This is a genomic window from Streptomyces sp. NPDC088124 (assembly GCF_040685895.1).
Lineage (GTDB): Bacteria > Actinomycetota > Actinomycetes > Streptomycetales > Streptomycetaceae > Streptomyces.
In genome coordinates, this window is record NZ_JBFBJB010000098.1 from 1 (window position 1) to 23,855 (window position 23,855).

The window sequence follows — 23,855 nt, forward strand, 5'->3', positions numbered from 1 at the left end:
ATCCGGCGGGTGAAAACGCCGATGGCCTCGCGGACACCTTCGATGCTGCCCACGTCCAGGGCGGTGATCTCGGTGTTTACGGTCCGCTGATGGGGTCGTCGGGCAGGGATGGCTGGGGTGGTGTTGCTCAATGCGTGCTCCAATCTTGGCGAGTTGGGTGGGCGGTGGCGAGGGAACGGGCTCCGACGGATCTGGGGCGGCCCCCGATATGTCGTCGACCGCCTGGGGCAGCTGTGCTGATGTGCGGGAGCAGAAGGGTGGTAACGAGGTCGTCGGCCGCGGGCGCATCGGCGTCATGCAATGTGATCGCGCAGGGGAAGGTCGAGCCGGACGCGACGCAGGTCGTCGGAGGTGTTGCGGTGGGAGTCGCTGGCGATGTTCACGAAGCGCGCCGCGCACCCCGCCCCGGCTTGGGCGTCAAGCCCGAGAGGTCGGTGTGACGGAGCCCGGCCGTAAAAGTGGGCCTGCCGCAGTGGCCGCAGCGGGACTCGAAGGCACCGATGTAGAGGGGGTTGTGGTCTCTTCCCGCTTGCCGGTGAGGTTGATCCGGACGCGGCACCGCGGCCTGGCCGAGACGGTCTTGTCCTGCGGCTTGGCAGTCTCGCCTGTGAGGTTGATACGGAGTCGGGACTTGGCCATGCGCTGCTCCTTCGCTTGGTTGAAGGTGATGGGGCACTCAACCAGGACCAGCGGGAGGGGTGAAGCTCGACAGATGGTCAAGCGGTAGGAAAGGGCAGCTGCTCGTCCACGGCGCTGGTGTACGCGACGGCCGGAGCGACAGCCACAACCGGGGTGGGAGCCGGGGCCCGCAGGGCCTGGATCCGGGCCTCGGCGTTCTGCACGCGCTCGTTCAGGCGGGTCTGAGTCACGGAGCGCGGCTCCAGGAAGGTGATATCCCCGGAGATCACCTTCAGGTCGAAGAACCGCTCGCCACCCTTGGAGTACTGGTCCATACGGAGCGTGTAGCCGACGGCGACGAGGTCACCCTTGTGGATTTTGGCGTAGGGGCCCGCTCCCTGGGTCTGTGCGCGGACGAATGCCTCGACGGGCACGGCGTCCGAGTCGCGCTGGTTCTGGGCGTTGGTGTAGGCGCGGTCGGTGAAAACCGTGAACAGGACCTTCTTGGAACCGTCCCTGTTCTCGAAGACCTTGGGGTCGTTCGCGAGTCGGCCGATGAGCTGTCCGTTGTTGCGGGGGTTCGCCATGAGTCTTCTCCTCGGAACAGCAGAGCGCCCGGATCTATGTGGCCGTCCGCGCGCAGTGGGGTGGGGTTGGATCCCTGAGATATTGAGTTATCTGTCATGCCACCATCCGGATCAGCTGCGCTGATCGAATTCTTCGCCATTCCGAGCCCCGAATCGGCTTCGCCGATCAGGCTCTCGTTCTTCGCTGATCTACCGGCCACTCCCGACCAGACACCCGGGCGTGATGTCCCCCAGCTCGGCCTTCACTTGATCTGCTTTAACGGTGTCACCCCTCTTGCAACTGAATCAGGCCTTGTACGTGTCCGAGATCCGCGATCTTGACCCCGCGCAGCGTTGCGGGTGATGAACCAGAACACCAGGGCTATTGCGAAGACGCGGAATGGCGGACGGCACGACACCGAGCCAACAAATCAGGGCGAAAGTCACAGGATGGCATGACGGAACGGCCGGGTCCCCCGGCCTTGAGGGGTTACGTCTGCTTGGCCTGGTGTTTGCGGTCGGCCTCCTGCACGCGGACGCTCAGTTGGGCGACGGTGCGTCGGACTTCGTCTACGACTCCGGCAAGGATCCGTTCGAGGGCCTCCCTCATGCTGTCGGCGTCGCGCTCGTTCGCGAGAGCTCCGACCGTGGCCACGTCGACGCCGCAAAGCGTCACGGTGCCTTCCATTACGACCTCGTCGGGGTCGTACTCGTGCTCGTAGTAGTCCTGGACGTCCTCGGGCGTGGCACGGCGAACCTGGACCTCGATGGCGAAGTCCTCGTGCTGAAACGGGCCCGGCCCTCGAGATCGAGCCGGAAGCCCAGATCGGCCGGCGCGCCAAGCTGACAGAGGTCCATACAGAGTCCTCCGGTTGTGGTGGTGGTCGTGTCTCCCTGCCAGTATGGGGCCGGGCGCGGCACGGCCGTACAGGGAACAGTCGGCAGGACCGCAGGTGGTCAGTAGTCCCAGATCGGGCCGTATTGCTGCTGATGTGCGTCGATGGTTTCGCGGAGGTGAGCCTGGGTGAAGCCGCACGTCTCGGCCGAGAGAGTGCCGCTGGAGAAATTGATGGAGATCTCCAGCAGGACGCACAGCAGCTCGTTGAGCTCGCTCGGAGGCCGGGTCAGGGTGCGGCGCGGGCTGCTGGGGAAGAGCTGGACGGTGACGAGGTGAGCCAGGGGATGCCAGACCGGATCCGACCGGCCAAGGAGGTCGGCGCACAGGTGACCATCGGCGCGGCGAGCATCACGTTCGGCCCTTTGCGGTAGTGGACCACAGTGGGCTCCTTCGGTGGTGGTCCAGCCGGACCAGGACGTCGGACGGTCATGGGAGCCTCTACGAGGAACGGCACGAGGAACTCAGGGGTGGGAACCCTTACAGCGACACCTGCACTTCGTAGGCTGTCGAGAGATGCGGCCCGACAGTGAGCTTCTGCACGGGCGTCACCAGACCCGCCTGCGCCAGGCGAGCCGTCAGGCCACAGTGCTCGGACCAGTCCTTGATGAAGACGTTCCCGGGCTCGGGTGTGAGACCGTAAGCCTGCAGGCTGATCGAGATGGGTTCGACAGGGCCCTCGGCGATTTCGAGTTCCAGCAGACGATTCTCGTTGTCGTGCACGAGTGCTCCCGTGAGCTCGATGCAGCCGAAATCGACGGTGACGTCGTGCCTTACGGTGGTCCTGGACTCAACCATGGCGGCCTCGCCTTTCTCATGATTTGCGTTGTGAACGCCGACGGGTGCGGCAGTTGATGTCTCCGCATTGACATGGTCCGTGGGCCTGAAGCACGTGCCGTAGGACGGGAGTCGCAGGCTGGTGGCGGTTGGCCCCGGGAGATCAGCGCGCAGCCGGGCGGCCAGGTCGGTGTCTTGACCGCAGAGTGACAGCCGTCACGATTGGCCCCTGTCGTCCACGACCAGGGCGGCACCGCCGCTTCCAGCCGTAAGGCTGGTGCCCCGGCAATGCCCGCAGTCGCCGGTTCCGTCGGAGTGAGCGGTGCGGAAGGTATCCAGCTCGTCCCGTACGAGGGCAGTCACCCAGTCGAACTGGCCGGGCTCGACCGGGACCTGGTGCTGCTCGCCGGCCGTCAGGGCGATGACCGTGACGATCACGGGCATGGTGCCCGCCGGATCGGTCGGATATCCATCGGCCAGCTCGGCGAGCGTCCGGGCGAAGTCACCGACGGCTGTCGTGGCCTTGGTGCTCATTGCATCGGCTTCAGTTCGCCGGGCAATTTCTTCGTCGAGCAGGTACGCCTCGCCCCACGGGTTCGGCTCCTCGACGGGGCGGCCGTGCCTGATGTCGCGCAGCTGTTCGCGGCGACGGTCCTGGACGTAGCCGCGGCAGAGCCGGGCGCCGTGCCGGGAGGTTGGCCAGTTCGAGGCGGTCGCGCACCTCCCGCAGTGCGGCGCGAGAGTCAGGGCGCGCCGGATGGCGAGGGCGAGCAGAGTGGTGGCGCAGCCGAGCAGCGCGCCGATCGCGAGCATCACGTGGCGTCTCCGTCCGTCGTGGTGGTGTTGGCTGCGCATGAAGGGCCGGCGGCGTCTTCGCTCGTGTCGTATGTGAGGTCCTCGGCTGCCTCCGGGACCTTGCGGTTCGCCGCGGTGGCGCTTCACCACCAGGCTGGGTTCACAACCTCGGTGCTGACCGGGTGGGGCCACCGCGTGCGTGAGATCTGGCGGGTCATGCCCCAGGTGGCGTGGAGGCGGGAGCAGTTCGCGCCGTACATCCCGCGCTGGTCGCGAAGTCGTCGGCGAGGTGATCGGTCTGGCCTGACCTGCCGCAGAGTCCACGGAGTGACCGCGCCCGTGGTCGAGGGGGTGCGGTGCCGATGTTCCCTGCAGATCTACTTCCGGATCGACTGCGTCGATCCAGTTCATTCACCCGCCGGCGCCCGCTCGCGATACAGCTCGCCAATCCGGACGACCTTCGATGTGCCGACGGCCACGGCCGGACAGTACTGCCGTCGCGGCGGCGTAAGCGTCGATCGAGTCGGCTCGTCCTTCAACTGTCGCGTCGTGCCGTCCAGGCTGCCACATCCACGACAGTGACACCGGCGGCAGCCGATCCTCGGGGGAGTCCGGCACCGGCACCGAAGGCGCCGGACTCCCCCAGCCACACCGGGCCGGGGCAACGGGAGCAGGCTGCGTCAGCTCTTCTCGCGGATCTCGATCAGGCGGGTGCGGACCGCGCCCATCGGGTCCGGTGCCTTCACCCGCGGGCGCACCGGCTCTCCGGGCGCAGGTGGGATCTACTCAACGCTGACGATGTCGCCGTACTGTGTGCCGGCCTTCTTGTTCAGTGCGGTATGGATCAGTGTGCGCAGCTCGATCGGACTCACCGGCCGGCTCCCTTCATGAGGGCGCGGTGCGCGGCGAGAGCCCTGGTGTGGTGGTCCAGCTCCGCGACGATGTGCTCGGCAATCTCGCGGAGCTGGTCGGTGCCGCCGAACGTGCCCCAGCGCTTCCAGCTCTTGTGCTCGGTCGGAGTGAAGCGATCGATGGTGTCGAAGGAGAAGATGTCCTTCTGAGCACCGGCGGTCTTCGCCTCGGCGCAGCGGTCGATGATGTAGTAGGCGTGCGAGCCCATCAGGATGTGCCAGGCGACGATGTGGTGGTAGCCGTGGTTGACGCCCGGGTCCGCGAGGTGCCGCTTGCCGTCGTACCACTGGATCGTGCCACCGTAGCGGCTGCGGAAGACGGGAATGTTCATGTTCGGCTCTCCTCGGTGGCGGTGTCGGGGGTGGTGAGCGGGATGTAGAGGCGTCGGCCGTCGACCGAACACTTGGAGGAGAATCCGGTCAGGTGCGCGATGCGGTTCGGGTAGATCGGCTCGGCGCCGTTTGCCCGGGCGCAGGCCCAGTCGTTGATCTCGTCCGCGGCGGCGTCGGCCTTCGCGTAGTCGTCGAAGATCACACCCATGTGCTGCTTGGCCTTGGCCTCCAGCTTCGGGGTGACACGGGCGGCGACGACGAAGTTCGGGAGCATCTCGTGCTCGACGAGGGTGTAGCGGGTCGTGATCACTCCTTGGTGGTGTCGGCTGGGATCTGGATGGGAACCAGCTCCAGGAAGCCGAGCGGGCAGAGGTACTCCTCCATTTATCCGGTCTCGTTGGTGCGCAGGATGGTCAGCAGGCCGTGAAGCTCAGGCCCGCGGAAGTACTTGCTGTATTCCTCGTTGACATAGGGGTAGTTCTCGTAGAACTCGATCTCGTGTTCCTCCGGCCAGACCTCGGCGACGAGTCTCCACGCGTCCGGTGTGGAGATCACGTCGTCCTCCGCGAGGTCACCGGCACCGGGGTGGGCCCGGTCCAGAGCTGTCGGGCCGCGGTCAGTTCTCGGATCGGTGGGCGTGGACGGCGGAGTAGCGGCTGAGCCAGCCCTCGACAGTCGAGCGCAGATGCGTGTGCTCGGGCTGGTAGTAGTCCTTGCAGTCGCGGACCTTGCCGGCGAGCAGGAAGGAGACGTGGTGGTCGCCGGCCGCGACGGGAATGTTGTCCCAGTCGATCGCGGCGAGCTGCTCGAATGCGGCGGTGCCGTCGTCGATCTGCTGTACGGCGGCGTAGTCCTTGCCGTCGGCGACTTCCAGGCGGGCGAGGACTTCCCGTGAGTTGCCGTTGCCGTGCGCAGCCCACCACTGGGAGTTGTCGGCGGTGTAGCAGTACGCGGCCCACTTCGTCTCGCTCTGGTTGCAGTCGACCATGTAGCCGAGCCCGCTGGTGGTCTCCTCGGGCTTGAGCATCCCGACGTTGTACTTGTAGCGGCTGGGCAGCTCGCAGGCGCGCCTGCGCCATTTCACGCCGTCGAGCTTGGGGGCCTGGGTCGTGCTGGTCACGGATGTCCTCTCATCGGTACGTGCTGGCGGGGCCGCGACCGCTACGCCCCTGAAGGGGAGGGCGGAAGCTGACCGGACGTTCAGGTGTCGCCCTGGTCGACGGGCACGCGCGCGTCGTTGAAGCAGTAGGTGACGGCTGGCTCGCCAGGGTGGTAGTCGATGGCCTTGATCCGCCACGCGGCCGGGGCTTCCTCGTTGTCGTCGATGAAGGCCCAGTTCGCGGTGGCCATGGCCTCGTTGTCGTTGACGAGGTAGGAGTACTCGCCGCGGCACGGGTCGTCGTCGTTGACGTACGTGAACATGATCGACCCGCCGTCGGGGTACCGGTCGATGTCGAATTCCGGTCCCTCGGTCACCCGGATGTCGAGGCCTTCGCCCATGTGTTCCATGAACATCGGCCGGTTCATGATGTCGTGGTGTTCGACGGTGCTGTAGACGAAGTGTCGCTGAATCAGATAAAGCGCACGCAGGAGCGTTGCGGCGTGGGCGATGTACTTGCCGTCCTGCGTGACGCGGCAGTCCGCGCCGTCGTAGGTGCCCTTCGGCATTTCCATGACGGTGTAGGTGCGTGGGTGCGCGCCGCCGATGCGGACCTCGCGCTCGGTCGCTTCCACGGTCTCGCCGACGCTGACCCACTCGGCGGCTGTGCCCACGACCCGGTCGACCGTGTCCCGGCGGTTGTAGCGGTACTCGGTCATGAAGTCGTCGCCGGAGCGGTGGTGCATGTTCTCGTACTCGGTCTCGGACACCGGGTCGAGACCCAGCAGCTCCAGGCACTTGTTCTGCGCGGCGCGGATGTCGGCAACGGGGATACGGGGATACGGGGATCGTTCACTTGGAGTTCTCCCCGGTGTTGGTAGTGGTGCTCACGGGGCACCGCTCCCCCTGCACGCTGGCGCCCGGACGTCCGGCCCGGCGGCCGTTGACGGACGGCACCGTGCGGTGCTGCGCCGTCGCGAGGACCGCGCGACCCGACTGCTTGGCGTCGTAGAGAGCGGCGTCCGCAGCCCTCTGCAGCACGGTCAGGTCGCGGGAACCGACCGAGGCCGGGGTCGCGGCGCCGACCGACGCGGCCACGTCGACGGTGCTTCCGTCGTCCAGCGTGACGGGGGTGTGCAGCATCCGCACCAGCTGCTCCAGGCGCTGTTCGAGGTTGCCTGCGGTCAGCTCCAGGACCACGGCGAACTCATCGCCTCCGAGACGGCCGACCGCGGCGCCCGGGCCTGCCCAGGCGGTGAGCCGGGCGCCGATTGCTGCGAGGACGGTGTCGCCCGCCGCGTGTCCGAGGTCGTCGTTGATCCTCTTGAACCTGTCCGCGTCAACCATGACTGTGGTTGTGTCGTCGCCATGGCGGGCCAGGAGCCGGCGGGCGCGGGCGGTATAGGCGTCGCGGCGCAGAAGGCGGGTCAGCGGGTCTTTCTTCGCTGCGGCGAGCTTCATGTGCAGCGCGACGGCGTGTACCACCCAGCCGGTCAGCGGCACGGCTGCGGTGGCTATCAGGAGGGTACGCGGGCCGATCCGGCCCCTGGTGCGCAGGACGAAGTGCATACTGAGGTTTCCCTCTCGTCTCGTACGGGGTGGGTGGCGCCGGTCAAGCAGAGCGGCTGTCCCGGGGCAGAGCTACAACTCGAAGGTGCTGAGCTCGGTTGAGCGGCAGACGTTCGCCCAGCGGCCCGCGGTCGCGGCTGTCCAGTCGAGCTCCCAGCCAGGCCGGAATCTGCGGGCGCACCAGCCGTCCGGCCGCCCGTGGGGGATCTCTCTCCCGGTCTCCGTCGCGGCGCGTGCCGCGTCGTAGACCTCGTGCGTGATCCGTAGGGCGGAGCTGCGGCTGTCGGCCCGGCCGGTGAAAGGGTGCAGACCGCGCGCGCCGGTCTGCTCGGTGCTGCGCATCGGGACATTCACCTCGAAGTAGGGCAGCGGCACGTCCGTCTCCCTTCTGGGTTGAGGGGTCACTGCGACCGTTCCAGCCCCGATGGGTGCAGGGGCGGGAGCGGCACAGAGCGCGCTCAACTCAGGCGGGGTTCAGTTGGCCGTCTCGATCGCGCCGCGCAGATAGATGCGTGCTTGGGCCAGGAGCGCGGCCTGATCGGTGGCGGGCTCGGTCAGAGCGGCGGTGAGGTAGGCCGCGGCGGAGTCCAAGTGGTCGCTGGCGTCCTGGAAGTTGCCGAGGCTGGAGCCGGCGAGGACATCGCGGACTTCTTCGACCAGGTAGATGAACCGGTTCGGGGTGAGCCCGCGCGGCGGTTCGCTGCCGATGAGGACCGCGAGCTCTGAGGTGAAGCAACTGTCGAGCGCGGTGAAGGTGTCGGTCCGGGTGGTCTGGACGGCCATGAAGGCCTCCTCGTCAGAAGTCGAGCCGAAGGGTGATGAGGGTGCTGGGGTCGCCGTAGTCGCGGTGGTGCAGCTGCGTCGACTGGGGGAAGAGAGCGGGGGTGGACCCTTGGCACGCTCACTCTTCGGATTCCTCCGCTTCCTCGGCCTCCTCGGCGGCTCGGGCGTCCGTGGGCTCCCTCGCGGTGTCGGTGATCAGCGGGCAGGGCTCCGTGACGCAGTTCTCGCAGGAGGTGCACTGCTCCTCGTGGCAGTTGTGGCCGCTGGTCTCGATGGCGCCGGCGAACTTGGTGCGGACCGCGTCGGGGATTCCCGAGTTCGACGCGGAGTCGTACATCGAGCAGGCCCAGACGTGGCTGCCACCCGAGCGGCCGGGGTCGATGACGTGTTCGTGGATGTTCCGGGTGATCGGGGCGACGATCTCCTGACCGTTGATGAAGTACTCGGTCTGCGGGTTGCCGTCACTGTCGACATAAGTGATCACGTCGGTCCGCGTCCGGGCCTCGATCTTCGGCAGCACCTTCGGGCCGCCGACCTCCACCGGGGCGATGCGACGGATCTGGTCGGTGTAGTCCCTGGGATCGGTCGGCGGGTTCCCGCACTGCCCGCACTCGGTCCCGGTGCTCTCGGGCAGCAGGAAATGGGAGACGCTGACGCTGCCGTCGTCCGCCACGCTGAGGACCGCGCGAATGCAGATCTCGACCGCGGGGCCACAGCCTGGCGTCGCGCACTTCATCTCGTCCACAAGCTTCTCCTCGGATGTGAAAGGGGCCGACAGCTCCGTGCAGGAGCCATCGGCCATCGCTACGTCAAGAGAAGGTGAGGCGAATTCTGGTCGTACTCGGTCTGCTCGTACTCTGCGTGGGCGGTTGCGTCGGCGCAGCTGCCGCACTATCCGTCGTAGCCTTCGCCGCCGGCGGTGGACTCGCCGCAGTCTTCGTTGCGGCACAGGTTGTCCAGGATTGCGGTCGCGACGGCTTCGGCGAGGGTGGGGAGGTCGTTGCCGTCGAACTCGGCGCACGGAGTGTCCGACCGATCGCGCTGGAGCTGGAGGGTGCCCTCGACCACGGAGAGGGTGTAGGTGCCGGTGTCGCGGGACTTGTTCTCCAGGTAGCCAGTGACCGCGTGCGGTCCGGGGTATGCACTCCAGTCCAGCGTTCCTTCGCTGTTGAGGATGCGGGCGGCGACGTGGGCGATGTCGGAGATGTGGAAGTCGGCGTCGGGGAGCGAGCCGTCGACGAAGGTGTCGTTGGCCTTGCCGAGTTTCACGGCGGCCGGGACGAGGTCGAGTCCAGTGATGGTCAGACGGCCGGCTGTCGGGTGCGGGTCGTGGAGCTCGATGGTGTCTGCGCCCTCCAGCTCCAGTTCGTTGCGGGCCGCAGCCTCGGTGGGGGCGGTGACGTAGACGGTGATCAGGCCGGGGACGAGGAACGCGTACGTGGTGTGGGGGGTGTTCTCGTGCGGGCCGGGGCTGGTCGGGGTGTGCTGGGTGTGGGTGGTAATGGCCGGGCCCTTCGTGGATGGGGTGCTGGGTGGGTGTGCCGGGGCGGGTCAGGGCGGGCGTCATGGCCGGTACTCCTATCGGAGGTGCGGCGGGTTGATGGGATGCACAGTGGGCCGGAGGGCGGTGAGGCGGCACGGCGCGGCCGGTCGGGCCGGGTACGGGAGCGCGGAACCTGGGCCAGCAGGGTGCGAGCACGGCGGGCGCGGTGAGCAGCCCGTCTTCAGTCAGCTGCGGCGACGGCCGCGTTCGCGGACGCCATCTGCGACGCCAGCGCTAGAAGTTGCGCGAGCTGCTCGGGAGCGAGGTGGTACCTGCTCGTCTCCCTGCTGGCCGCCCGACCGGTGGCATCCGCCGAGGCGATGCTCACGGACTTGAGGCCCGTGAGGTGCTTGCGCTCGGCCGCTCTGGCCCTGTCCTTCGCTAGCATGTCCCACAGGAACCCGGCGACTTCGGCGGTCTCGCCGATCTTCCAGCCATCGGCGCGGCGGACTTCGCGGCCATCCGGGTCGGTGATGTCGATAGCACCGACGTGTCCACCCGCTATGCCGGTGACACGGACGATGTACCCGGACTTCGTGGTGGCCTCGGCCCTGCCGAGGCCCTTGTGCTTGCTGACGAGGCGGGCGATCCCGGCAGCGAATACGCTGCGCTGGTCGGTGGCCATGTGTGTCCTTCTGCTCGTGTTCGCTGGCTCTGCCCGGCGGGCAGCGGCTCGGAGTGGCGCGCCGGGGCGGCACGGGGTGGGGAGCGGAGGGGGAATGACCCGGCCCCGGCCGGGGCTCAGAGAGCAGAGTTGCGGAGCAGCCTCAGCCAGGTCACGGCGGCTGAGGCTGCGTGGCAGCGCGATGCAGATCTGGGTTGTTACACGGGCGGTCGGGCCGGGACTCGTGCGAGGGCTCCGGGCACGGGACACGGCGCACAGGGCGAGCGGCAGCCGGGCAGGCAGTGTCGAAGGGATGCCGGACCGTCCCTGAGGGGCGCTGACAGTCAGAGGTGGATCACGCCTCGCAGGGCTGGACCGAGATCGTCTCCACCGACACCCGCTGCCGCTCGCCACTCATATCCCGGACAATGACGTAGCCGGTGGGCTTGATGCAGTGGTCGTACGGCTCGGTCTCGGTCTCGGTCTCGACGCCGGTCCAGGGTGGGCCAGGGCGAGCCGCAGCACCTGGCGCTCCAGCTTCCGCTCGGGTGTCAGGTCGACGAACCAGTCGAAGGGGGACTCGGTCACCAGCGGATGTTCCCCTCGTTCTCGTTGCGGGGCTTGTGCCACTCGAAGACGCCGGGGCTGACGTAGGTCTCCACCAGCTCCCCGTTCTTGACCAGGCCGATCTCGGCCCGCTCCTCGCCGGTGAACTCGCGGTACCGCCAGTGCGTGTCCGGGAGCGGCAGCCTGGTCGTGTCGAAGGACTGGCCCTGGAGGCGCACGCCCTGCTCGCGGGCGGCGTCGACCTCTGCCGCGGGCGCGATGCGGCGCTCCGGACAGTTCTCGCAGTACGCGCCCCACCGCTCCGGGTTTCCCTCGCTCGGGACGAATTCCAGGACGTGTGTCGCCTCGTTGTCGCAGAACATGGCGCTGCACGTGACGAGCGTTCCGCGGCTGTTGAATCGGGGGCCCGACCCGGTCGCCAGGCCGCAGGCGAGCTTCACTCGGTTCTGCATGACTCACCTGTTCCAGTTCTCGCCGTTGGTGACGGCCTCGACGAACGTTCCGGTCGTGTGCTGGGGTGTCTCGGCCACCGCGGGCTCGTCCTCGCTGTCCTCCTCGGTCGTGTTGGCGGGCGTGTAGAGCCGGAGGTCTCGCAGGAGGTTGCCCATGTTCATGGCCGACTCGGCGATGTTCTCCTCGGCTCGCAGGCGGACCTGAGGGTCGCAGTTGTCCGTCCCGAGCGCCTTCTCGAAGTCGTCGTGCGACTTCGCCAGGTCCGCCGCCCCGGCCTGTACCCGGTTGATCTGCTCGGCGCTGAGGACCACGGAGCCCTCCGGTGCGACCATGAGGCCCAGGCCCTCGGCCATGCGCTTCGCGTAGCTCTGCCACCCGGCCCTGCGGGTGTCGAAGTACCTGCCGTTGTCCTCGCCGAGGAACCCGGTCGCCCAGGGGTCCTGGGTGCCGCCGTAGGCGAGGATCAGTATCCGGCCGTCCGGCATCGGGGTCTGGTGCACGATGTCGCGCTCGGCATAGGTGTAGGTGTTGTCGGTCTGCATTCGGTTCCCATCGTGATGGCGCCACCTCGCTCTGCGCGGGGGCGCTGCCGGTCAAGGGGTGGTTCACGCCTCGTCGGTCTCGACCGAGATCAGTTCCGCGGAGACCCGGCGGCGTTCGCCGCTCATGTCGCGGATGAGGACGTAGCCGGTGTGTTTGAGACTGAGTTCGTAGGGTTCGGTCTCGGTCTCGACCACGGTGCAGCGGGTCATGAGCCGGCCCCAGACGGCCTTCGCTCCGGCCGGCGCTTCGAGCATGGCGCCCCACATGTCGGAGGCCCAGAAACGGGTTTCTTCGTCAGCGATCTCCTCGAAGTGCGGGTACTCACCCACGACATCCGGGGGGACCGTGAAGTTGATCTTTTCGGCCTTTCGAACCCAGACACCGTCGTCGCGCCGTCTCTCCAGCCCGATGGCGGCCAGTACCATGCGGCCCTCGCGTATTGCGGCGGCGTCGTTGTCGTCCAGATCTTCCAGCCGGTACCCGTGGAACGTCGCGGGGTCCTGCTCGGCGACCACGATGCGGTACATCACGACCTCCCTCGGAAACGAGAAAGGCCCTGGCGGAAGTCGCCGGGCCTCTGGACTGCTGCTGTTCCAACCTCACCCCGCAACGGGCGCCATCTGCTCCCTCGAGGCGGCGTACAGCGCGGCGGCCGCGGCCGGGACCATCCAGGGGAAGGTGTCCGCCCACTCCCGGTACACCTGGCCGTCGGACTTCTCGTAGGAGGAGCCGCTCCCCGGTTCCGTGATCGCCTCCGGGTTCTCGGTCAGCTCGGCGATGGTCTGCCTGCTGTGGCGCTCGTAGAACATGACCTCGTGCCCGAGGCGCCCGAGCTCGTCGTCGGTGAAGCACTCCTGGCACAGGCGGACCCGCTGGTTGCTGATCTTGTGCACGATCATGACCTTGGCGCCCTTGTACGAGTGGAGCCCACAGCGCAGGCACCGGTAGTAGCCGTCCCCGTTGTTGGCGCCGCGATGGATCTCCCCCCACTCCCTGACGATCTCGAAGTCGGCGAGCGCGGGGGTGGTTTCCGTGAGCGGACCCAGCCAGCCGCTGGTGTGGTGGTCCAGCTCGACGTACACGGAGTGCGGCTTGACCGGCCGGCCGCGGTAGGCACCTCCGTTGGCCTTCCGGAACTGGGCGATCCTGCCGTAGTGCAGCTCCACATGCCCGCTCTTCGTGCTGACCGTGACGCGCACCAGGTCGCCGATTCCGTACGGGCGGCGGTGCTTGTCGACGGCGGTCCGCCAGACTTCGGTTTCCGGTGCCGCGTCGTACCCGCCGCCGCTCCGCGCCGTGAACGCGTCCCGCGCGATCCCGGTGATGTTGTACGCGCTCGGCTCACGCCCCTCCGCCGTCAGCTTCTCCACGATGGCGTTGCGCACCGTGCGAATGCTTCCATACCCACTCATCATTCTCCTTCCAAAACAGGGATGGAATGCTGCGCGCCCGGCGCGGGAATCGAACCCGCGCCTGCACCGTGCCGGGCCGTTCATGCCGCCGACTGCTCCTGGAGCGTGCGGCCCTCGTACATCGCCTTCGACTTGGGCCCCCGGTCGTCGTACAGCGTGGACGCGGAGTCGAGGTGCGTCTCGTCGCAGTACTGCTCGCCCGCCGCCCGGAACGCCTGCGCGACCGACTCTGCCTGGAACGCGTCGCACCATCCGTTCGCGTCGAGCGCGTCGACCTCCTGCTGGATCTTGTCTTCGGGCCAGTTCACGCCGACGCGCTCGACGCGCAGGTCACCGGCCCAGTCCTGGCGGCCCAGCAGGGTGTACTCATGGGTTTGCGTCATGCCGTGCCCTCTCAGAAGTTCGTGTGCCTGTACTCCAGCGACCCGTCCGGCTGGCGCCGGACGCCACTGGCCGCCGTCCATCTCGACGACGAACGTCCAGTCGTCCGACGCGGCAGCGCCGACACGCTCCGTGGCCCACTCGTCGACCCAGCAGGGCCGCTGGCCGGGCAGCCAGCAGCCGCAGGGGTCCCGGTGCTTGGTCTGCGAGGCGGTTGCGGTGGTGTCCGTGCTCACGCCTGCTCCTCCAGGTCGAGTCCGTTGCTCAGCCGGCAGCCGGGGCAGGTGATCTGGTCGCCGTGCCGACCGTAGGACGGGTGGGTCATGTGCCCCGCGCCCCAGTTCCGGTCACCCGTGCTCTCCAGAAGCTCGCCGCACACCGTGGACTGCCACGTCTGTCCCGTGTCCCTGTCCTCGAAGCCCGTCGCTGAGACGATGTGCTGCGCGCCCTCGACCGGCTGCCAGAGTCTGGCCTCCTTGCGCACCCACTGGCTCGGGTCGGTCAAGTGGCAGGCCGCGAGCTGGTCCACGTACCCGCCGGCGTGCCGCCAGACCCGCAGGCTTACCGACGCGTGCCCGTGCTGGCACCGGCGCGCGGCGGGGAGATTGATCGCCGGGTCCTCGACCACCCAGTAGTTCGTCCACCGGCCCGGGTGGTTCGTCGCGCGGGGTCCTTCACCGCGATCCGGTCCCCGACCTTGAGCCCCGCGAGCAGCTCCGTCGCCAGCTCCAGCGTCATCATCAGAACTCTCCGATCACGTAGCGGCCAACGAAGATCTGGACGTCGTCGAACCTCGGGATCATGTAGGTGTCGCGAACCGCCCACCCGTAGCCGTAGTGGTGCGCCAGGGACCGCCCGGCCGCGAGTGCCCTCTGCTCGGTTCCGTACGACTGGAACGGCCGCTCGACCGTCCACCGCTCACCCAGCGGGGCGTTCGCGCCCCGGGCCTTGAACAGCGTGGAGATCTTCGGCTCGTCCTCGATCGGTACGGCCTGGAACCAGCCCGTGCCGCCGCGCTCCATCTGGTAGCACTCCTTCGCGCGGACGTACCGCACATCGGCCTGCTGTCCCCGCTCACGGTGATACGTCGCCTCGTCGAGCGCTTCCTCGTACCGACCGGTCACCGTCCCGCAGAGCCGCTGCCCGCCCACGTAGATGTAGAACTTGCCCCGGGCCGCCGTCCACGAGTGGAAGACATTTGTGGCGAACACGGAGTCCGACCACATCTCGCCGGTTGCGAGGCTCGTCTGAATCCCGGCCTCACCGGTGGTGATCGGCGCGGAGAACCGGTTGCCGTTGCCGTCGTAGAGCTGAACCGCCCGGTTTCCCTCGACAATCTCCGCACCCATCACCTTGGCGGCCACCTGCATCTGCGTGCATGCCTCTGAGAGCGGCAGCCGGATGATGAACATCACCCCCGGCACCAGAACCGTCCGCTTACCAAAGGCCATGAAGTACCTCCTCAAGAAATGGGCCAGTTAATGCAAAATAGGATGTTGTGCAGGCATCCCCCTTTCGGAATCTCTTTGATCGCACTGACAGATGAGTGCCGCACCGGGAATCCGAATCGCGGCGTACGGCGCCTCAGGTGCCGCACCGCGATTCGGATTCGGCCGACAGTTAATGCTGGCTGTTGCGAGTGGGTGTGGCGGTGACAGCGCCGGGTTCCGTCCCAGGCCTCATGGGGGGCCGGGCACTCCGTCGGTGCCCGGCTGGCTGGTGGACTGCTTCAAGGACCCGTCGCGCAGAAGGTCTCCGGCCGCGGCGATGCCGAACTCGGATGCGAGGGCTTCGACCTGGGCCTCCAGACCCTGGTTGTTGATCTGGGCAGCCGCCTCGTCCGCCCGGTCGTGCTCAGCGTCGAAGGCGTCGAGAACACTGAGCTCAGGCCGGGCACCACCGTTGACAGCGCGCGAAGCGCCAGCGTTGAGTGCCTCGTACACCAGCTCGTCCAGATCCGTCTCGGTCAGTCCTCGTTGTCGGGCCAGACTGACGAGGACCACTACGTCCTGCACGGCGTCGCCCGACAACGGGGCGGGAGTGGCCTGGACCGCATCGCGGCTGCTGGACCCGGCGGGGGACATGGGGTACTCCTTGCGGTCGTTGTCTGCCGAGCTGATACGGCAGCGCCGTCGTTGTTCGTGCCGCGTGTGCAGTTCGGCGTAGTCGTGCTTGCCGTCCGACCGCGGCAGAGACTTGGCGAAAGAGCACCGGGTGGCGGAGTGCCGGTGTCTCAAGATGTCGGCACGACGACCACCTTGGCGAGATCCCGCTGAAGTGTGCCGAGCTGGCCAGCGAGGGTCTGCCTCTGGGATTCGGTGAGACCGGTGTGGCCGGCCTGATAGCCGTCCTCGTAGAAGACGGCGAGGCTGTTGCTGAGGTCGTCGGCGGTCTTGTGGGCCTGCCACACAGGGTCGAGAGTGGACATCGGGGTGAGGTTCTCCTTGAGGTGAGGGGACGGCGGGGCCGGACAGCCTGCTGCAGCTGTGGTCCGGGTCTGAGCGGGAGATGCGGTTACGGGGTGTTCGCCGGCCGCCCGAACTCGCCGACCAGGACCGCCATGACGAGACCGAGCATCTCCACGACCTCCTCGATGTGCCGGTCGGCGGCCTTGTCGTGTTCGTCGTAGTCCTCGCCGAGCAATGTTCCGTCGGTGTCCTTGTACGGCGCGAGCTCGGCTTCGTGGCGGGCCAGCATGGCCGCATGCGCGTCGATCAGCGCGTGGAGTACGACCTGGCCGCCCCCTTCGGGGATGTCGGCGGCTTCGGTGAGGTCTTGGCCCCGCCACATGGCGGCGCAGTGCAGCCATCCGGCCAGGTTCTGGATACGCGCGCTGTACGTGCGGTCCCATCCGTGGAAGGGGAGCGCCTGGGCCTCGGAGAGCCGGGTGAGGGCTTCGGAGACATCGCCGGGTGCCGCCTCGCGCGGGAGCACAGCCAAGGGAGTGTTGAACACGGTGTTCCTTGTCATGGTGAGTACAGGTGGATGAGACAGCGCCGGGGGGTAGGCAGCGTGCAGTGGCGGAGGCCCGGACGTGGAGGCAACGCTGCTGTTCAGATATGCCGCACCGAGTTGCTTCCGAACGTCGGGAACGGATGCCGGCGGGTGGTGCTACGCCCAGAGGGTGATCGTGCGGCGGGCAGGGACCGGTCCACTCGCGTCCGTCGCCGTCTGCTCTACGGCCGCTTCCGCTGGAACTCCAGGATCCGGTCGGGCAGCGGATCTACCTTCACCCGCCGGCTCGGTACGTGCTACGCCCAGTCGCCTGCGGTCAGCTCGGTTCCGGCCTTGACCGTGTAGGACGACCAGCGCACCACTGTGTCCTGGTCGCCGACGATGTTGTAGAGGATCTGCTTGTGGCGCCCGCCGTCGGGATACTCGTGGTACTCCTCGGCGTACTCGCGGGCCAGGTCGATGGTCGGGAACGGGATCTCGACCGGCTCCCCGTGCCAGAAGTGCGTGGTCAGGGTGTCCTTGATCGGCATGATCCGGAACCGCTCCCCTTCTGGCGGCATCTCGCCCTCGTACAGCCACCCATCCGTCGACCTCCAGCCGCACGCCTTGCTCTGGTACTCGGCTTCGGCCTCCCCGCGCGTGTCGTACTCCGTGATCGTCGTTTTCCGCCGCTCACTGTGGAGGTGGTTGCACGAGTCCGACCGGCCCAGGGTGCGCACGTAGTAGGGCTTCGGCATCGGTGTGCAGCCCGGCTCCGACTTCTCGCAGCACGGCTCCAGAATGCAGACAGTGACTACATCCGCCATGAATCCCCTTCCCGGGAAGATCTGCCGACTCGGGCCTGCCCACAGTGCGGCGTGAGCGGCATCGCAGATGCCGATGGACTTCAGCTGCAAGCCAGTTCGGTGGCTCGCGACCAACTGCCCATCCGGAAGCGGATGGTGTTGGCCGGCGGAACATCGGACTTCGGATTCGCCGGATCCGTGCGCCAAGCCTCGTAGGCCGCCAGCGTCGTGGACCCCGTTACCAGCAGACACCAGCGGATCGCGGCGATGAGCTGCTCCTGGGTCCACTTCGTCGTCGCATCCCGCAGGTGCTCGGGCTGTGCGACCGCGTCGAGGCCCGCGAGCTCCAGCGCGCGGTTCCAGCTGCCGAAGCGGCGCTCGTAGAGCGCAGCCGACGGGCCCGCGCCCCTGCGGCGCTGTTCGAACGTACGACGTCCGAGAGTGCCCTCCCCCTGCGCCAGGCGGATGAGCACGCCCAGGAGCTCCCGGTCGGTGTAGACGACCGGACCTGACTTCGTAGTTGCGGGGACGTGCACAGCATGCATGGTCAGCCCTTCGCGGGAGGAGGTGGAAAGCGCATGAACAGCCACCCGGCAGGGGGCCGCTCGCAGTCGGCATGCGCACGACGCGCTACAGAGCGCCCGGATCAACTCCGTTGATCCCCGTCAGCCAAACCAGCTCGCACGCACCCTGCGCGCCGGACGGGGCTCGGGTACGCCCTCTGCGCCTCCTCACCTCGCAGCCTTTCCGAATGGCCGACGACTGGCACTTGATAGGAATTCACGTAAGGTACCCTCAAAGGTCAGTCAATTCAATCCGACTAGACAGCGACAGGGCAGGAAAGGCGCGAAGTGATGAAGACCCGAAGAACGAGGAAGGCCGCGCTCGCGGCTGCGGCACTCACCGTGGCCGTGGGCGGCCTGCTGGCCGGATGCTCCAGTGGCGACGGCAGCACAACCCAGGCTCCACGGTCACCGTCTACGCCGAGTCCGTCTGCGAGCACCGCCAAGGCCATCGACGCCGGATCGCTCGTCGGCCACCTACTCAATGTCAAGGACAAGACGATCTAGCCGCCGAGGTTCACCCGCGGACTCGCCGACTGCACGACGAACGCGACGCCGCGCCCCACGCCAGGCTCCTGCACAGGAGTCCGGCAGACGAAAGGCCCAGCCGAGTCAAGCGAAAACGGGTGTAGCCCGCAGCAGCTGACCCTGCTCAACCCCTTCCCCCCTCCGGCAGGTCGCCTGCTGCGTCAATGCCCTGCCAGGGAGGGCCAACTGGGCAGATCAGTGACTCCACAGACATTCGGATTCCAACGAAAAGAACACAAATGACTCATTGGGTAGCTTTGGCAAAGCGCCACATTGAATGAGTCGACCATGGCAAGGAGAAGTCGCGCATGACCACCCCACAGGAGTCGAAGAAGAAGAAGACCCAGTCCGTGCGCGACACGAAGAAGGGCGCAACGCAAAGCAGCAGTGGCCGCCAGGGCATGTTCATCCGGCTGGACCCTGACGACAAGCAGCGGGCGGAGTACTGGGCTGACAAGCGCGGATTCTCCTCGTTGAACGAGTACGTGGCCGAGGCAGTGGTCGAGAAGATCCGGCGCGAGAACCTCGACTACGACCTGCCGACCCTGGAGGTCGCGCGGCTCAACGAGCTCGTCGGCCAGGTTGCGGCACTGGCGAAGAACTCGGCGAACCTTGAACGCGTCGTCACCACGGGCTTCGACTCGCTGATCGGGCTCACCCGCGGCGACAACTACCTCCTGGACGACAGGGATGGTGAGCTCGCATGAGTCGGGATTTCGCAGAGATACTGGAGACGACCACTCCTACCAACGAGGTGATGGAGGTGGACACGTCTTTCCTCGACGCCTACAGGCGCGGTGGGAGCGAGGAGCTCAAGCGTGTCCAGGCCCAGGCGGCACGGTCCGAGGCTGAGGCGGCGACGCTTGAGCCGAAGGTGCAGTTCGATGAGGCTGGTGAGATCGGCTCTCAGCTCACGGATGGAGGTCCGCAGGCAGATCTCGACGTGGAAGCCGCAGCGGACCGTCCGAACCTGGAACCAGACCACGAGCCCGACACCGGCGACTCCGAGCGGACTGGCGGATCCCATCAGCACGGCGGTGTCGGCGCAGGGCAGAATCCCGCTGACCCGGTGCCCCCGGGAGGTGCACCGGCGGGCGTTGCGGCTGATGCCGTTCCGGCCCCTGGGGCACAGCCGGCCGTCAAGGACGTCGCTGCGGCCGAAGTGGCTGCGCATCGCGCCCTCTCCGCACCGGATGAACCCGAGCGCGCAACGTCCGGATCGCTGCGGTTCACCGACCATCAGGACGCCGCGCAAAGCGCGGCCTCGAAGGGAGGATCTGGCAGTTCAGCCGAGACCGCCACACTCCCCCAGTCCGGCTTCCGGCTCGTCGGCGTGCAGAGCCAGCCGCACATCAAGGCGCTGCCCGAGAGCATCCTGAACGCGCTGCGGGAGCAGCTGCGAGCAGCCGCGGTTCGTGAGCTGGGGGTGGGCGACAGCGCCGCTCGGGAGTTCAGCCGGCGGTTGAGCCAGGGCACGCTGGTGACGGCGTTCCTGCTGGCGCAGCTCGACCTGCACCTTGATGCCGATCCTGCCACCGAGCGCGCGGTCGAGCTGTTCCGCTCCCGCGACCCGCTACTGGGCAGCGTGGTGGCGCGCCTGGCGAACATCGAGGCAGCCGAACGCGCGCGGGACGGGTTGCTGCGCAAGCTGCGCGACGAGTTGGGCGAGGTGCGCCAGACCACCGCCGTGGTCGAGCAGGCGCTGGCGTACTCCATCGCCGACCGCACGGAGAACTTCCTGCGGGGCTCGCACAACCTCCATGACGCGCCGATCACGCACAAGGAGGCGATCCATCTCCGGGACATGGCCCGGGAAGCGACCAGGAAGCAGTCGAAGCTTGAACGCGAGCGGGAAGGACGGCCTATTCGATGACCGTGACGGGCAAGGCGAAGCTCTTCCCCCGTCCGGCAGCGCTCCATGACGTGCGGCAAGGGTCTGGGCCTCCGCGCCCAGGACCCGGTGTACCTCGGCCTGTACTGCACTCCGCGTTGTGCGGGTATGGCCTCGCAGCCCGAGGACGCGCCGCGCGGATGCCGGACGCGGCGTGAAGGGGCGTGGGTCTTCAAGCGCCGCTACCGGAGCGAGCAGGAGATCCCCGCGAGGCTCCGGGAGGATGCGTCGACGAGCTGGTACTGCTGCGAGGAGAGTTGCGGCGCGATTCCCCTCGGCCACACGCGCATGGGCGAGCGGGAGAAGTTCCGGACGTTCGAGGACCTCGCAGCAGACCTGCCGGATCTGCTGATCAAGCTCAGGGGACGGGCGACGCGCAAGCCGGTCGCCGAGGTAGCTGGAGTGCGGCCCATCCGACTGATGGAACTGGAGGAAGGCCTGAAGCACCCTGAGGGGCTCGAGACGCTCGGCAAGGTGCTGCGACGGGTGCACCGCGTCCGGCTCGGTGTGGCGATGCCGACTCGGTAGTAGCGCCCGGCAGACGAAGCCCCCCTCCCGAGAAGTCTCTTCTCGGGGGTCTTCTCCTTTTCCGACGAGCGGTGATTGCCCGAAGAGCGCGCCAGTACCGGGTTTCTCTACACACCCGAAGCATCACCAAGGATCTCCTTAAATAGCAATTCTATCACCACCCGCGCGTCATTCAATTGCCCCTTCCGAGTAGGATCGAACTTGCTTGCTAGTCGATGACGATAAGGAGTCACGCATGGTCGCGATCGTGGTGGCGGAGAAGCCGAGCGCAGCGAGGAACATGGCCAGCGCCCTCGGCGGAGCGAAGGGCAGCTACAAGGGCACGACCTATGAGGTAGCGAGTCTGCGGGGCCATCTCTATGAGTTCGTCCAGCCGCACGCGATGGTGGCCCCCTCGCTCGCGGACGCTTACCAGAAGTGGGATCTCGGCAATCTGCCCTGGGATCCCGATGATCTGACGTGGAAGCGCGAGCCGCAGAAGAACGTCGCGGACGTCATCAAGACACTGCGCAGCGCGCTCGGCCGCGGCGACGAAATCGTCATCGCCACGGACCTGGATCCGTCCGGCGAGGGCGACCTGCTCTTCTGGGAGGCGATCGACGAACTCAGCTTCCATGGCAAGCAGTTCAGCCGCATGGAGTTCACCGATGAGTCGAAGGCTTCGATCCAGAAGGCCTTCGAGCAGCGCCGACCTGTGACGTCCATGCAGGACGAGCGCGAGTACCGCAAGGCGATGTACCGCTCGCAGTGGGACTACCTCTCAATGCAGTTCACCCGTATCGCCACGGCGATGGGCCGCCAGTCCGGCCAGGACCTCGTGTTGCGCCAGGGCCGGCTGAAGTCGGCGATGGTCTCTCTCGTCGGCGACCAGCAGAAGGACTACGACACCTACGTCAAGAAGCCGTTCTTCCAGAACCGCTTCCGCGACGAGAACGACGTCATGTATATGAATCCGGACGAGTCGCGGTTCGAGCTGAAGGGTCAGGTGCCGCAGCAGTACAGCCCTTCCACTGTCGTCCTGGACAGCAAGGCGGACAAGAAGACCTCGCCGCCGAAGCTGCTCGACCTTGCCTCCCTGTCTTCGATGCTCGTCGGCAAGGGTGTGAAGGCAATCCTGACGCTCTCGACCTACCAGAAGATGTACGAAGACCAGGTTGTCTCCTACCCGCGCACCGCGGACAAGACGATCACCCCCGAGCAGTTCAAGGACCTCGCGCCGCTGGTCGACAAGATCGCCGCGGTGGTCGGCGTCGACGCCGGGCTTCTGACGCACCGCCGGCCTCGTTCCACGCATGTAAAGCCCCAGGGCGCTCACGGCGCGAACCGTCCGGGACCGAAGGTGCCCTCGTCGCTGGACGAGGTCGAGCGCAAGTACGGCAAGGCCGGGCGGCTCCTCTACGGGATGCTCGCGAAGAGCTATCTGGCGATGCTCGCTGAGGACTACCACTACGAGCAGCAGAAGGGCCACGTGGAGAAGTACCCGGACTTCGTCGGCATCGCCAACGTACCCAAGTCACCCGGCTGGCGGGCCGTGTTCGATCCGGACGCGGGCGACGGCCCGGCCGAGGACGACGGGAACGAGTCCGGCAAGGGCCTGGGCCGGAACGCTGAGCCGTTCATCTTCGAGGGCGCGAACAAGCGCCCCGAACACCCGACGATGAAGTGGCTCATGAAGCAGCTGGAGAAGCGTGACGTAGGCACGGGCGCGACCCGCACGTCGACGTACTCGGAAATCACCAACGACAGGGCGAAGTATCCGCTGCTGGCCGAGAAGGGTCGGAAGCTCAGGCTGGCACAGGCCGGCGAGATGAGCTGGAGGCTCCTGCCCGGCACGCGCATCGGCGATCTCGGGCTCACCGAGAAGGTCTACGCCGACATGCGCGACATCGCCGCCGGGAGGGCGACCGCCGAGGAGCGTCTGGCTGTCGTCGCCGACTGGGTGCGCGAGGACATCGCCACGATGGCGAGGAACGCCGCGTCCATGCGCGCCGAGCTGGGCCTGAAGGAGCGGGTCGAAGCCGCCCGCGCCGAGGGTGTGTGGCAGGGCGCTCCGGGCGGCCCGAAGAAGGTCGCCTTCAAGAAGGTCTGGTCGCACCACACGTTCAGCGATGACGAGATCGCGAAGCTGCTCGCGGGCGAGACGATCTCGTTCGAGGCAAGGTCGACGGAGGGCAAACCCTTCACGGCCACCGGTACGCTCGGCGTCGGCGACTTCAGGCGCCGCAAGTTCGTCGGGTTCCAACTGGAGGTGCCGGACAGGCCGACGAAGTGGTCTGGCCGGACGTTCACGCCGGCGGAGGTCACAGAGCTTCTGGCAGGCCAGTCGCTGGAGATCGACGACTTCGTCAGCGCGCGGACGGGCAAGACCTTCGGCTGCAGGGTCAGCTGGGACGCGAAGACAAAGAAGATCACCTCTGATTTCGGCTCCAGAGACGAGCCGCCTCGGTCCTGGTGCGAAGTGACCTTCACCCACGCTCAGCGCAAGGACCTAGCGGCGGGCAAGACCATCCAGGGCACGGGCTTCGTCTCATCCAAGGGCAAGACCTTCGACGCCCGTATCTCCTGGAAGACAGAGGGCGGCAAGAAGAGAATCGTCCCGACGTTCGGTTGATGCCCGGGTTTATTGGTGGGTTCGCCTGTTCAACTGGTGACAGTTGAACAGGGTGCTCGGTACGGATCCGGCGGGTGGCCTCCACCCCGTCGCAGTGCGGCATCCGCAGATCCATCAGGACCACGTCGGGGGCGAGTTCGGCGAC

Annotated in this window: 33 protein-coding genes and 1 pseudogene; 7 read left to right on the plus strand and 27 right to left on the minus strand. The window is 67.2% G+C overall.

Annotated elements, in window-relative coordinates; genetic code table 11:
- Positions 1 to 716: 716 nt before the first annotated feature.
- A complete protein-coding gene (locus tag AB0P17_RS41675) occupies positions 717 to 1,205 on the minus strand; it encodes a single-stranded DNA-binding protein (RefSeq protein ID WP_365820075.1) in 489 nt (162 codons plus the stop codon).
- A gap of 379 nt (positions 1,206 to 1,584) precedes the next feature.
- On the opposite strand from AB0P17_RS41675, the gene AB0P17_RS41680 reads away from it, so the two are divergent.
- Together AB0P17_RS41680 and AB0P17_RS41685 are read left to right on the plus strand one after the other, a co-directional pair.
- On the plus strand, positions 1,585 to 2,031 hold the full coding sequence (locus tag AB0P17_RS41680) for a hypothetical protein (protein ID WP_365820077.1): 447 nt from the start codon (positions 1,585 to 1,587) through the stop codon (positions 2,029 to 2,031).
- A 177-nt stretch (positions 2,032 to 2,208) separates the two neighbouring features.
- Complete coding sequence (locus AB0P17_RS41685) at positions 2,209 to 2,358, plus strand: hypothetical protein (RefSeq protein WP_365820079.1); 150 nt, start codon at positions 2,209 to 2,211, stop codon at positions 2,356 to 2,358.
- Positions 2,359 to 2,559: 201 nt separating this feature from the next.
- Here the strand turns inward: AB0P17_RS41685 and AB0P17_RS41690 are convergent, their stop codons facing one another.
- From AB0P17_RS41690 to AB0P17_RS41810, 25 genes are all read right to left on the minus strand, one after another.
- Entirely contained in the window at positions 2,560 to 2,877 is a 318-nt protein-coding gene (locus AB0P17_RS41690) for a hypothetical protein (RefSeq protein WP_365820081.1), read from the minus strand.
- A 195-nt stretch (positions 2,878 to 3,072) separates the two neighbouring features.
- Positions 3,073 to 3,672 carry a hypothetical protein gene (locus AB0P17_RS41695; RefSeq protein ID WP_365820083.1) on the minus strand — a complete coding sequence of 200 codons (600 nt, stop codon included), beginning with the start codon at positions 3,670 to 3,672 and terminating at the stop codon, positions 3,073 to 3,075.
- Between the two features lie 847 nt (positions 3,673 to 4,519).
- Positions 4,520 to 4,894, minus strand: coding sequence for a hypothetical protein (locus AB0P17_RS41700; RefSeq protein ID WP_365820085.1), 375 nt, complete (start codon positions 4,892 to 4,894; stop codon positions 4,520 to 4,522).
- Positions 4,891 to 5,205: a hypothetical protein gene (locus AB0P17_RS41705; RefSeq protein WP_365820087.1), complete on the minus strand. Its 315-nt coding sequence runs from the start codon at positions 5,203 to 5,205 to the stop codon at positions 4,891 to 4,893. Before AB0P17_RS41705 ends, AB0P17_RS41700 begins: the two co-directional genes overlap by 4 nt.
- Before the next feature lie 74 nt (positions 5,206 to 5,279).
- Entirely contained in the window at positions 5,280 to 5,450 is a 171-nt protein-coding gene (locus AB0P17_RS41710; RefSeq protein WP_365820089.1) for a hypothetical protein, read from the minus strand.
- A 61-nt stretch (positions 5,451 to 5,511) separates the two neighbouring features.
- Positions 5,512 to 6,015 (minus strand): hypothetical protein, encoded by a 504-nt coding sequence (locus AB0P17_RS41715; protein WP_365820091.1) that lies wholly within the window; start codon positions 6,013 to 6,015, stop codon positions 5,512 to 5,514.
- A gap of 80 nt (positions 6,016 to 6,095) precedes the next feature.
- On the minus strand, positions 6,096 to 6,764 hold the full coding sequence (locus AB0P17_RS41720; protein WP_365820093.1) for a hypothetical protein: 669 nt from the start codon (positions 6,762 to 6,764) through the stop codon (positions 6,096 to 6,098).
- An 82-nt stretch (positions 6,765 to 6,846) separates the two neighbouring features.
- Positions 6,847 to 7,563 carry a GGDEF domain-containing protein gene (locus AB0P17_RS41725; protein WP_365820095.1) on the minus strand — a complete coding sequence of 239 codons (717 nt, stop codon included), beginning with the start codon at positions 7,561 to 7,563 and terminating at the stop codon, positions 6,847 to 6,849.
- A gap of 72 nt (positions 7,564 to 7,635) precedes the next feature.
- Positions 7,636 to 7,938 (minus strand): hypothetical protein, encoded by a 303-nt coding sequence (locus tag AB0P17_RS41730; protein ID WP_365820097.1) that lies wholly within the window; start codon positions 7,936 to 7,938, stop codon positions 7,636 to 7,638.
- Positions 7,939 to 8,037: 99 nt separating this feature from the next.
- Positions 8,038 to 8,346 (minus strand): hypothetical protein, encoded by a 309-nt coding sequence (locus AB0P17_RS41735; RefSeq protein WP_365820099.1) that lies wholly within the window; start codon positions 8,344 to 8,346, stop codon positions 8,038 to 8,040.
- 118 nt (positions 8,347 to 8,464) lie between these two features.
- Positions 8,465 to 9,091, minus strand: coding sequence for a hypothetical protein (locus AB0P17_RS41740; protein WP_365820101.1), 627 nt, complete (start codon positions 9,089 to 9,091; stop codon positions 8,465 to 8,467).
- Positions 9,092 to 9,237: 146 nt separating this feature from the next.
- Positions 9,238 to 9,615, minus strand: coding sequence for a hypothetical protein (locus AB0P17_RS41745; protein ID WP_365820103.1), 378 nt, complete (start codon positions 9,613 to 9,615; stop codon positions 9,238 to 9,240).
- A 455-nt stretch (positions 9,616 to 10,070) separates the two neighbouring features.
- Complete coding sequence (locus tag AB0P17_RS41750; RefSeq protein ID WP_365820106.1) at positions 10,071 to 10,514, minus strand: hypothetical protein; 444 nt, start codon at positions 10,512 to 10,514, stop codon at positions 10,071 to 10,073.
- Positions 10,515 to 11,077: 563 nt separating this feature from the next.
- Positions 11,078 to 11,512: a hypothetical protein gene (locus AB0P17_RS41755; RefSeq protein WP_365820108.1), complete on the minus strand. Its 435-nt coding sequence runs from the start codon at positions 11,510 to 11,512 to the stop codon at positions 11,078 to 11,080.
- A 3-nt stretch (positions 11,513 to 11,515) separates the two neighbouring features.
- A complete protein-coding gene (locus tag AB0P17_RS41760; RefSeq protein WP_365820110.1) occupies positions 11,516 to 12,055 on the minus strand; it encodes a hypothetical protein in 540 nt (179 codons plus the stop codon).
- 63 nt (positions 12,056 to 12,118) lie between these two features.
- Complete coding sequence (locus AB0P17_RS41765) at positions 12,119 to 12,571, minus strand: hypothetical protein (protein ID WP_365820112.1); 453 nt, start codon at positions 12,569 to 12,571, stop codon at positions 12,119 to 12,121.
- Between the two features lie 84 nt (positions 12,572 to 12,655).
- Entirely contained in the window at positions 12,656 to 13,441 is a 786-nt protein-coding gene (locus tag AB0P17_RS41770) for a hypothetical protein (RefSeq protein WP_365820114.1), read from the minus strand.
- A 107-nt stretch (positions 13,442 to 13,548) separates the two neighbouring features.
- Positions 13,549 to 14,085, minus strand: coding sequence for a hypothetical protein (locus AB0P17_RS41775; RefSeq protein ID WP_365820116.1), 537 nt, complete (start codon positions 14,083 to 14,085; stop codon positions 13,549 to 13,551).
- On the minus strand, positions 14,082 to 14,477 hold the full coding sequence (locus AB0P17_RS41780) for a hypothetical protein (RefSeq protein WP_365820118.1): 396 nt from the start codon (positions 14,475 to 14,477) through the stop codon (positions 14,082 to 14,084). The genes AB0P17_RS41775 and AB0P17_RS41780 overlap by 4 nt, the downstream gene beginning before the upstream one ends.
- A gap of 112 nt (positions 14,478 to 14,589) precedes the next feature.
- Positions 14,590 to 15,300 carry a hypothetical protein gene (locus tag AB0P17_RS41785; RefSeq protein ID WP_365820120.1) on the minus strand — a complete coding sequence of 237 codons (711 nt, stop codon included), beginning with the start codon at positions 15,298 to 15,300 and terminating at the stop codon, positions 14,590 to 14,592.
- A 228-nt stretch (positions 15,301 to 15,528) separates the two neighbouring features.
- Positions 15,529 to 15,933 (minus strand): hypothetical protein, encoded by a 405-nt coding sequence (locus AB0P17_RS41790; RefSeq protein ID WP_365820122.1) that lies wholly within the window; start codon positions 15,931 to 15,933, stop codon positions 15,529 to 15,531.
- Positions 15,934 to 16,082: 149 nt separating this feature from the next.
- A complete protein-coding gene (locus AB0P17_RS41795; RefSeq protein WP_365820124.1) occupies positions 16,083 to 16,277 on the minus strand; it encodes a hypothetical protein in 195 nt (64 codons plus the stop codon).
- Between the two features lie 86 nt (positions 16,278 to 16,363).
- Entirely contained in the window at positions 16,364 to 16,804 is a 441-nt protein-coding gene (locus AB0P17_RS41800; protein WP_365820126.1) for a hypothetical protein, read from the minus strand.
- Positions 16,805 to 17,100: 296 nt separating this feature from the next.
- Positions 17,101 to 17,610 carry a hypothetical protein gene (locus tag AB0P17_RS41805; protein ID WP_365820128.1) on the minus strand — a complete coding sequence of 170 codons (510 nt, stop codon included), beginning with the start codon at positions 17,608 to 17,610 and terminating at the stop codon, positions 17,101 to 17,103.
- 80 nt (positions 17,611 to 17,690) lie between these two features.
- Positions 17,691 to 18,134: a hypothetical protein gene (locus AB0P17_RS41810; RefSeq protein WP_365820130.1), complete on the minus strand. Its 444-nt coding sequence runs from the start codon at positions 18,132 to 18,134 to the stop codon at positions 17,691 to 17,693.
- A gap of 309 nt (positions 18,135 to 18,443) precedes the next feature.
- Here AB0P17_RS41810 and AB0P17_RS41815 point away from each other — a divergent pair, with 309 nt between their 5' ends.
- The 5 genes from AB0P17_RS41815 to AB0P17_RS41835 all read left to right on the plus strand — a co-directional run bounded on the left by AB0P17_RS41815 (position 18,444) and on the right by AB0P17_RS41835 (position 23,710).
- Positions 18,444 to 18,659 (plus strand): hypothetical protein, encoded by a 216-nt coding sequence (locus AB0P17_RS41815; RefSeq protein WP_365820132.1) that lies wholly within the window; start codon positions 18,444 to 18,446, stop codon positions 18,657 to 18,659.
- Between the two features lie 329 nt (positions 18,660 to 18,988).
- The gene (locus AB0P17_RS41820) at positions 18,989 to 19,387 is read left to right on the plus strand and encodes a hypothetical protein (protein WP_365820133.1); all 399 of its coding nucleotides are present in this window, start codon (positions 18,989 to 18,991) and stop codon (positions 19,385 to 19,387) included.
- On the plus strand, positions 19,384 to 20,553 hold the full coding sequence (locus AB0P17_RS41825) for a hypothetical protein (protein ID WP_365820135.1): 1,170 nt from the start codon (positions 19,384 to 19,386) through the stop codon (positions 20,551 to 20,553). Before AB0P17_RS41820 ends, AB0P17_RS41825 begins: the two co-directional genes overlap by 4 nt.
- 126 nt (positions 20,554 to 20,679) lie before the next feature.
- Positions 20,680 to 21,099: a hypothetical protein gene (locus tag AB0P17_RS41830; protein ID WP_365820137.1), complete on the plus strand. Its 420-nt coding sequence runs from the start codon at positions 20,680 to 20,682 to the stop codon at positions 21,097 to 21,099.
- Between the two features lie 235 nt (positions 21,100 to 21,334).
- Positions 21,335 to 23,710, plus strand: a complete 2,376-nt coding sequence (locus tag AB0P17_RS41835; protein WP_365820139.1) for a DNA topoisomerase — start codon at positions 21,335 to 21,337, stop codon at positions 23,708 to 23,710.
- A gap of 49 nt (positions 23,711 to 23,759) precedes the next feature.
- Here the strand turns inward: AB0P17_RS41835 and AB0P17_RS41840 are convergent.
- Positions 23,760 to 23,855, minus strand: a pseudogene (locus tag AB0P17_RS41840) (response regulator); the annotation flags it as partial.

Coding starts and splice junctions, on each gene's coding strand:
- AB0P17_RS41675 (WP_365820075.1), bottom strand. CDS start 1,205: ATGGCGAACCCCCGCAACAACGGACAGCTCATCGGCCGACTCGCGAAC.
- AB0P17_RS41680 (WP_365820077.1), top strand. CDS start 1,585: ATGGCGGACGGCACGACACCGAGCCAACAAATCAGGGCGAAAGTCACA.
- AB0P17_RS41690 (WP_365820081.1), bottom strand. CDS start 2,877: ATGGTTGAGTCCAGGACCACCGTAAGGCACGACGTCACCGTCGATTTC.
- AB0P17_RS41700 (WP_365820085.1), bottom strand. CDS start 4,894: ATGAACATTCCCGTCTTCCGCAGCCGCTACGGTGGCACGATCCAGTGG.
- AB0P17_RS41725 (WP_365820095.1), bottom strand. CDS start 7,563: ATGCACTTCGTCCTGCGCACCAGGGGCCGGATCGGCCCGCGTACCCTC.
- AB0P17_RS41735 (WP_365820099.1), bottom strand. CDS start 8,346: ATGGCCGTCCAGACCACCCGGACCGACACCTTCACCGCGCTCGACAGT.
- AB0P17_RS41750 (WP_365820106.1), bottom strand. CDS start 10,514: ATGGCCACCGACCAGCGCAGCGTATTCGCTGCCGGGATCGCCCGCCTC.
- AB0P17_RS41755 (WP_365820108.1), bottom strand. CDS start 11,512: ATGCAGAACCGAGTGAAGCTCGCCTGCGGCCTGGCGACCGGGTCGGGC.
- AB0P17_RS41760 (WP_365820110.1), bottom strand. CDS start 12,055: ATGCAGACCGACAACACCTACACCTATGCCGAGCGCGACATCGTGCAC.
- AB0P17_RS41785 (WP_365820120.1), bottom strand. CDS start 15,300: ATGGCCTTTGGTAAGCGGACGGTTCTGGTGCCGGGGGTGATGTTCATC.
- AB0P17_RS41790 (WP_365820122.1), bottom strand. CDS start 15,933: ATGTCCCCCGCCGGGTCCAGCAGCCGCGATGCGGTCCAGGCCACTCCC.
- AB0P17_RS41795 (WP_365820124.1), bottom strand. CDS start 16,277: ATGTCCACTCTCGACCCTGTGTGGCAGGCCCACAAGACCGCCGACGAC.
- AB0P17_RS41805 (WP_365820128.1), bottom strand. CDS start 17,610: ATGGCGGATGTAGTCACTGTCTGCATTCTGGAGCCGTGCTGCGAGAAG.
- AB0P17_RS41810 (WP_365820130.1), bottom strand. CDS start 18,134: ATGCATGCTGTGCACGTCCCCGCAACTACGAAGTCAGGTCCGGTCGTC.
- AB0P17_RS41815 (WP_365820132.1), top strand. CDS start 18,444: ATGAAGACCCGAAGAACGAGGAAGGCCGCGCTCGCGGCTGCGGCACTC.
- AB0P17_RS41820 (WP_365820133.1), top strand. CDS start 18,989: ATGACCACCCCACAGGAGTCGAAGAAGAAGAAGACCCAGTCCGTGCGC.
- AB0P17_RS41825 (WP_365820135.1), top strand. CDS start 19,384: ATGAGTCGGGATTTCGCAGAGATACTGGAGACGACCACTCCTACCAAC.
- AB0P17_RS41830 (WP_365820137.1), top strand. CDS start 20,680: ATGGCCTCGCAGCCCGAGGACGCGCCGCGCGGATGCCGGACGCGGCGT.
- AB0P17_RS41835 (WP_365820139.1), top strand. CDS start 21,335: ATGGTCGCGATCGTGGTGGCGGAGAAGCCGAGCGCAGCGAGGAACATG.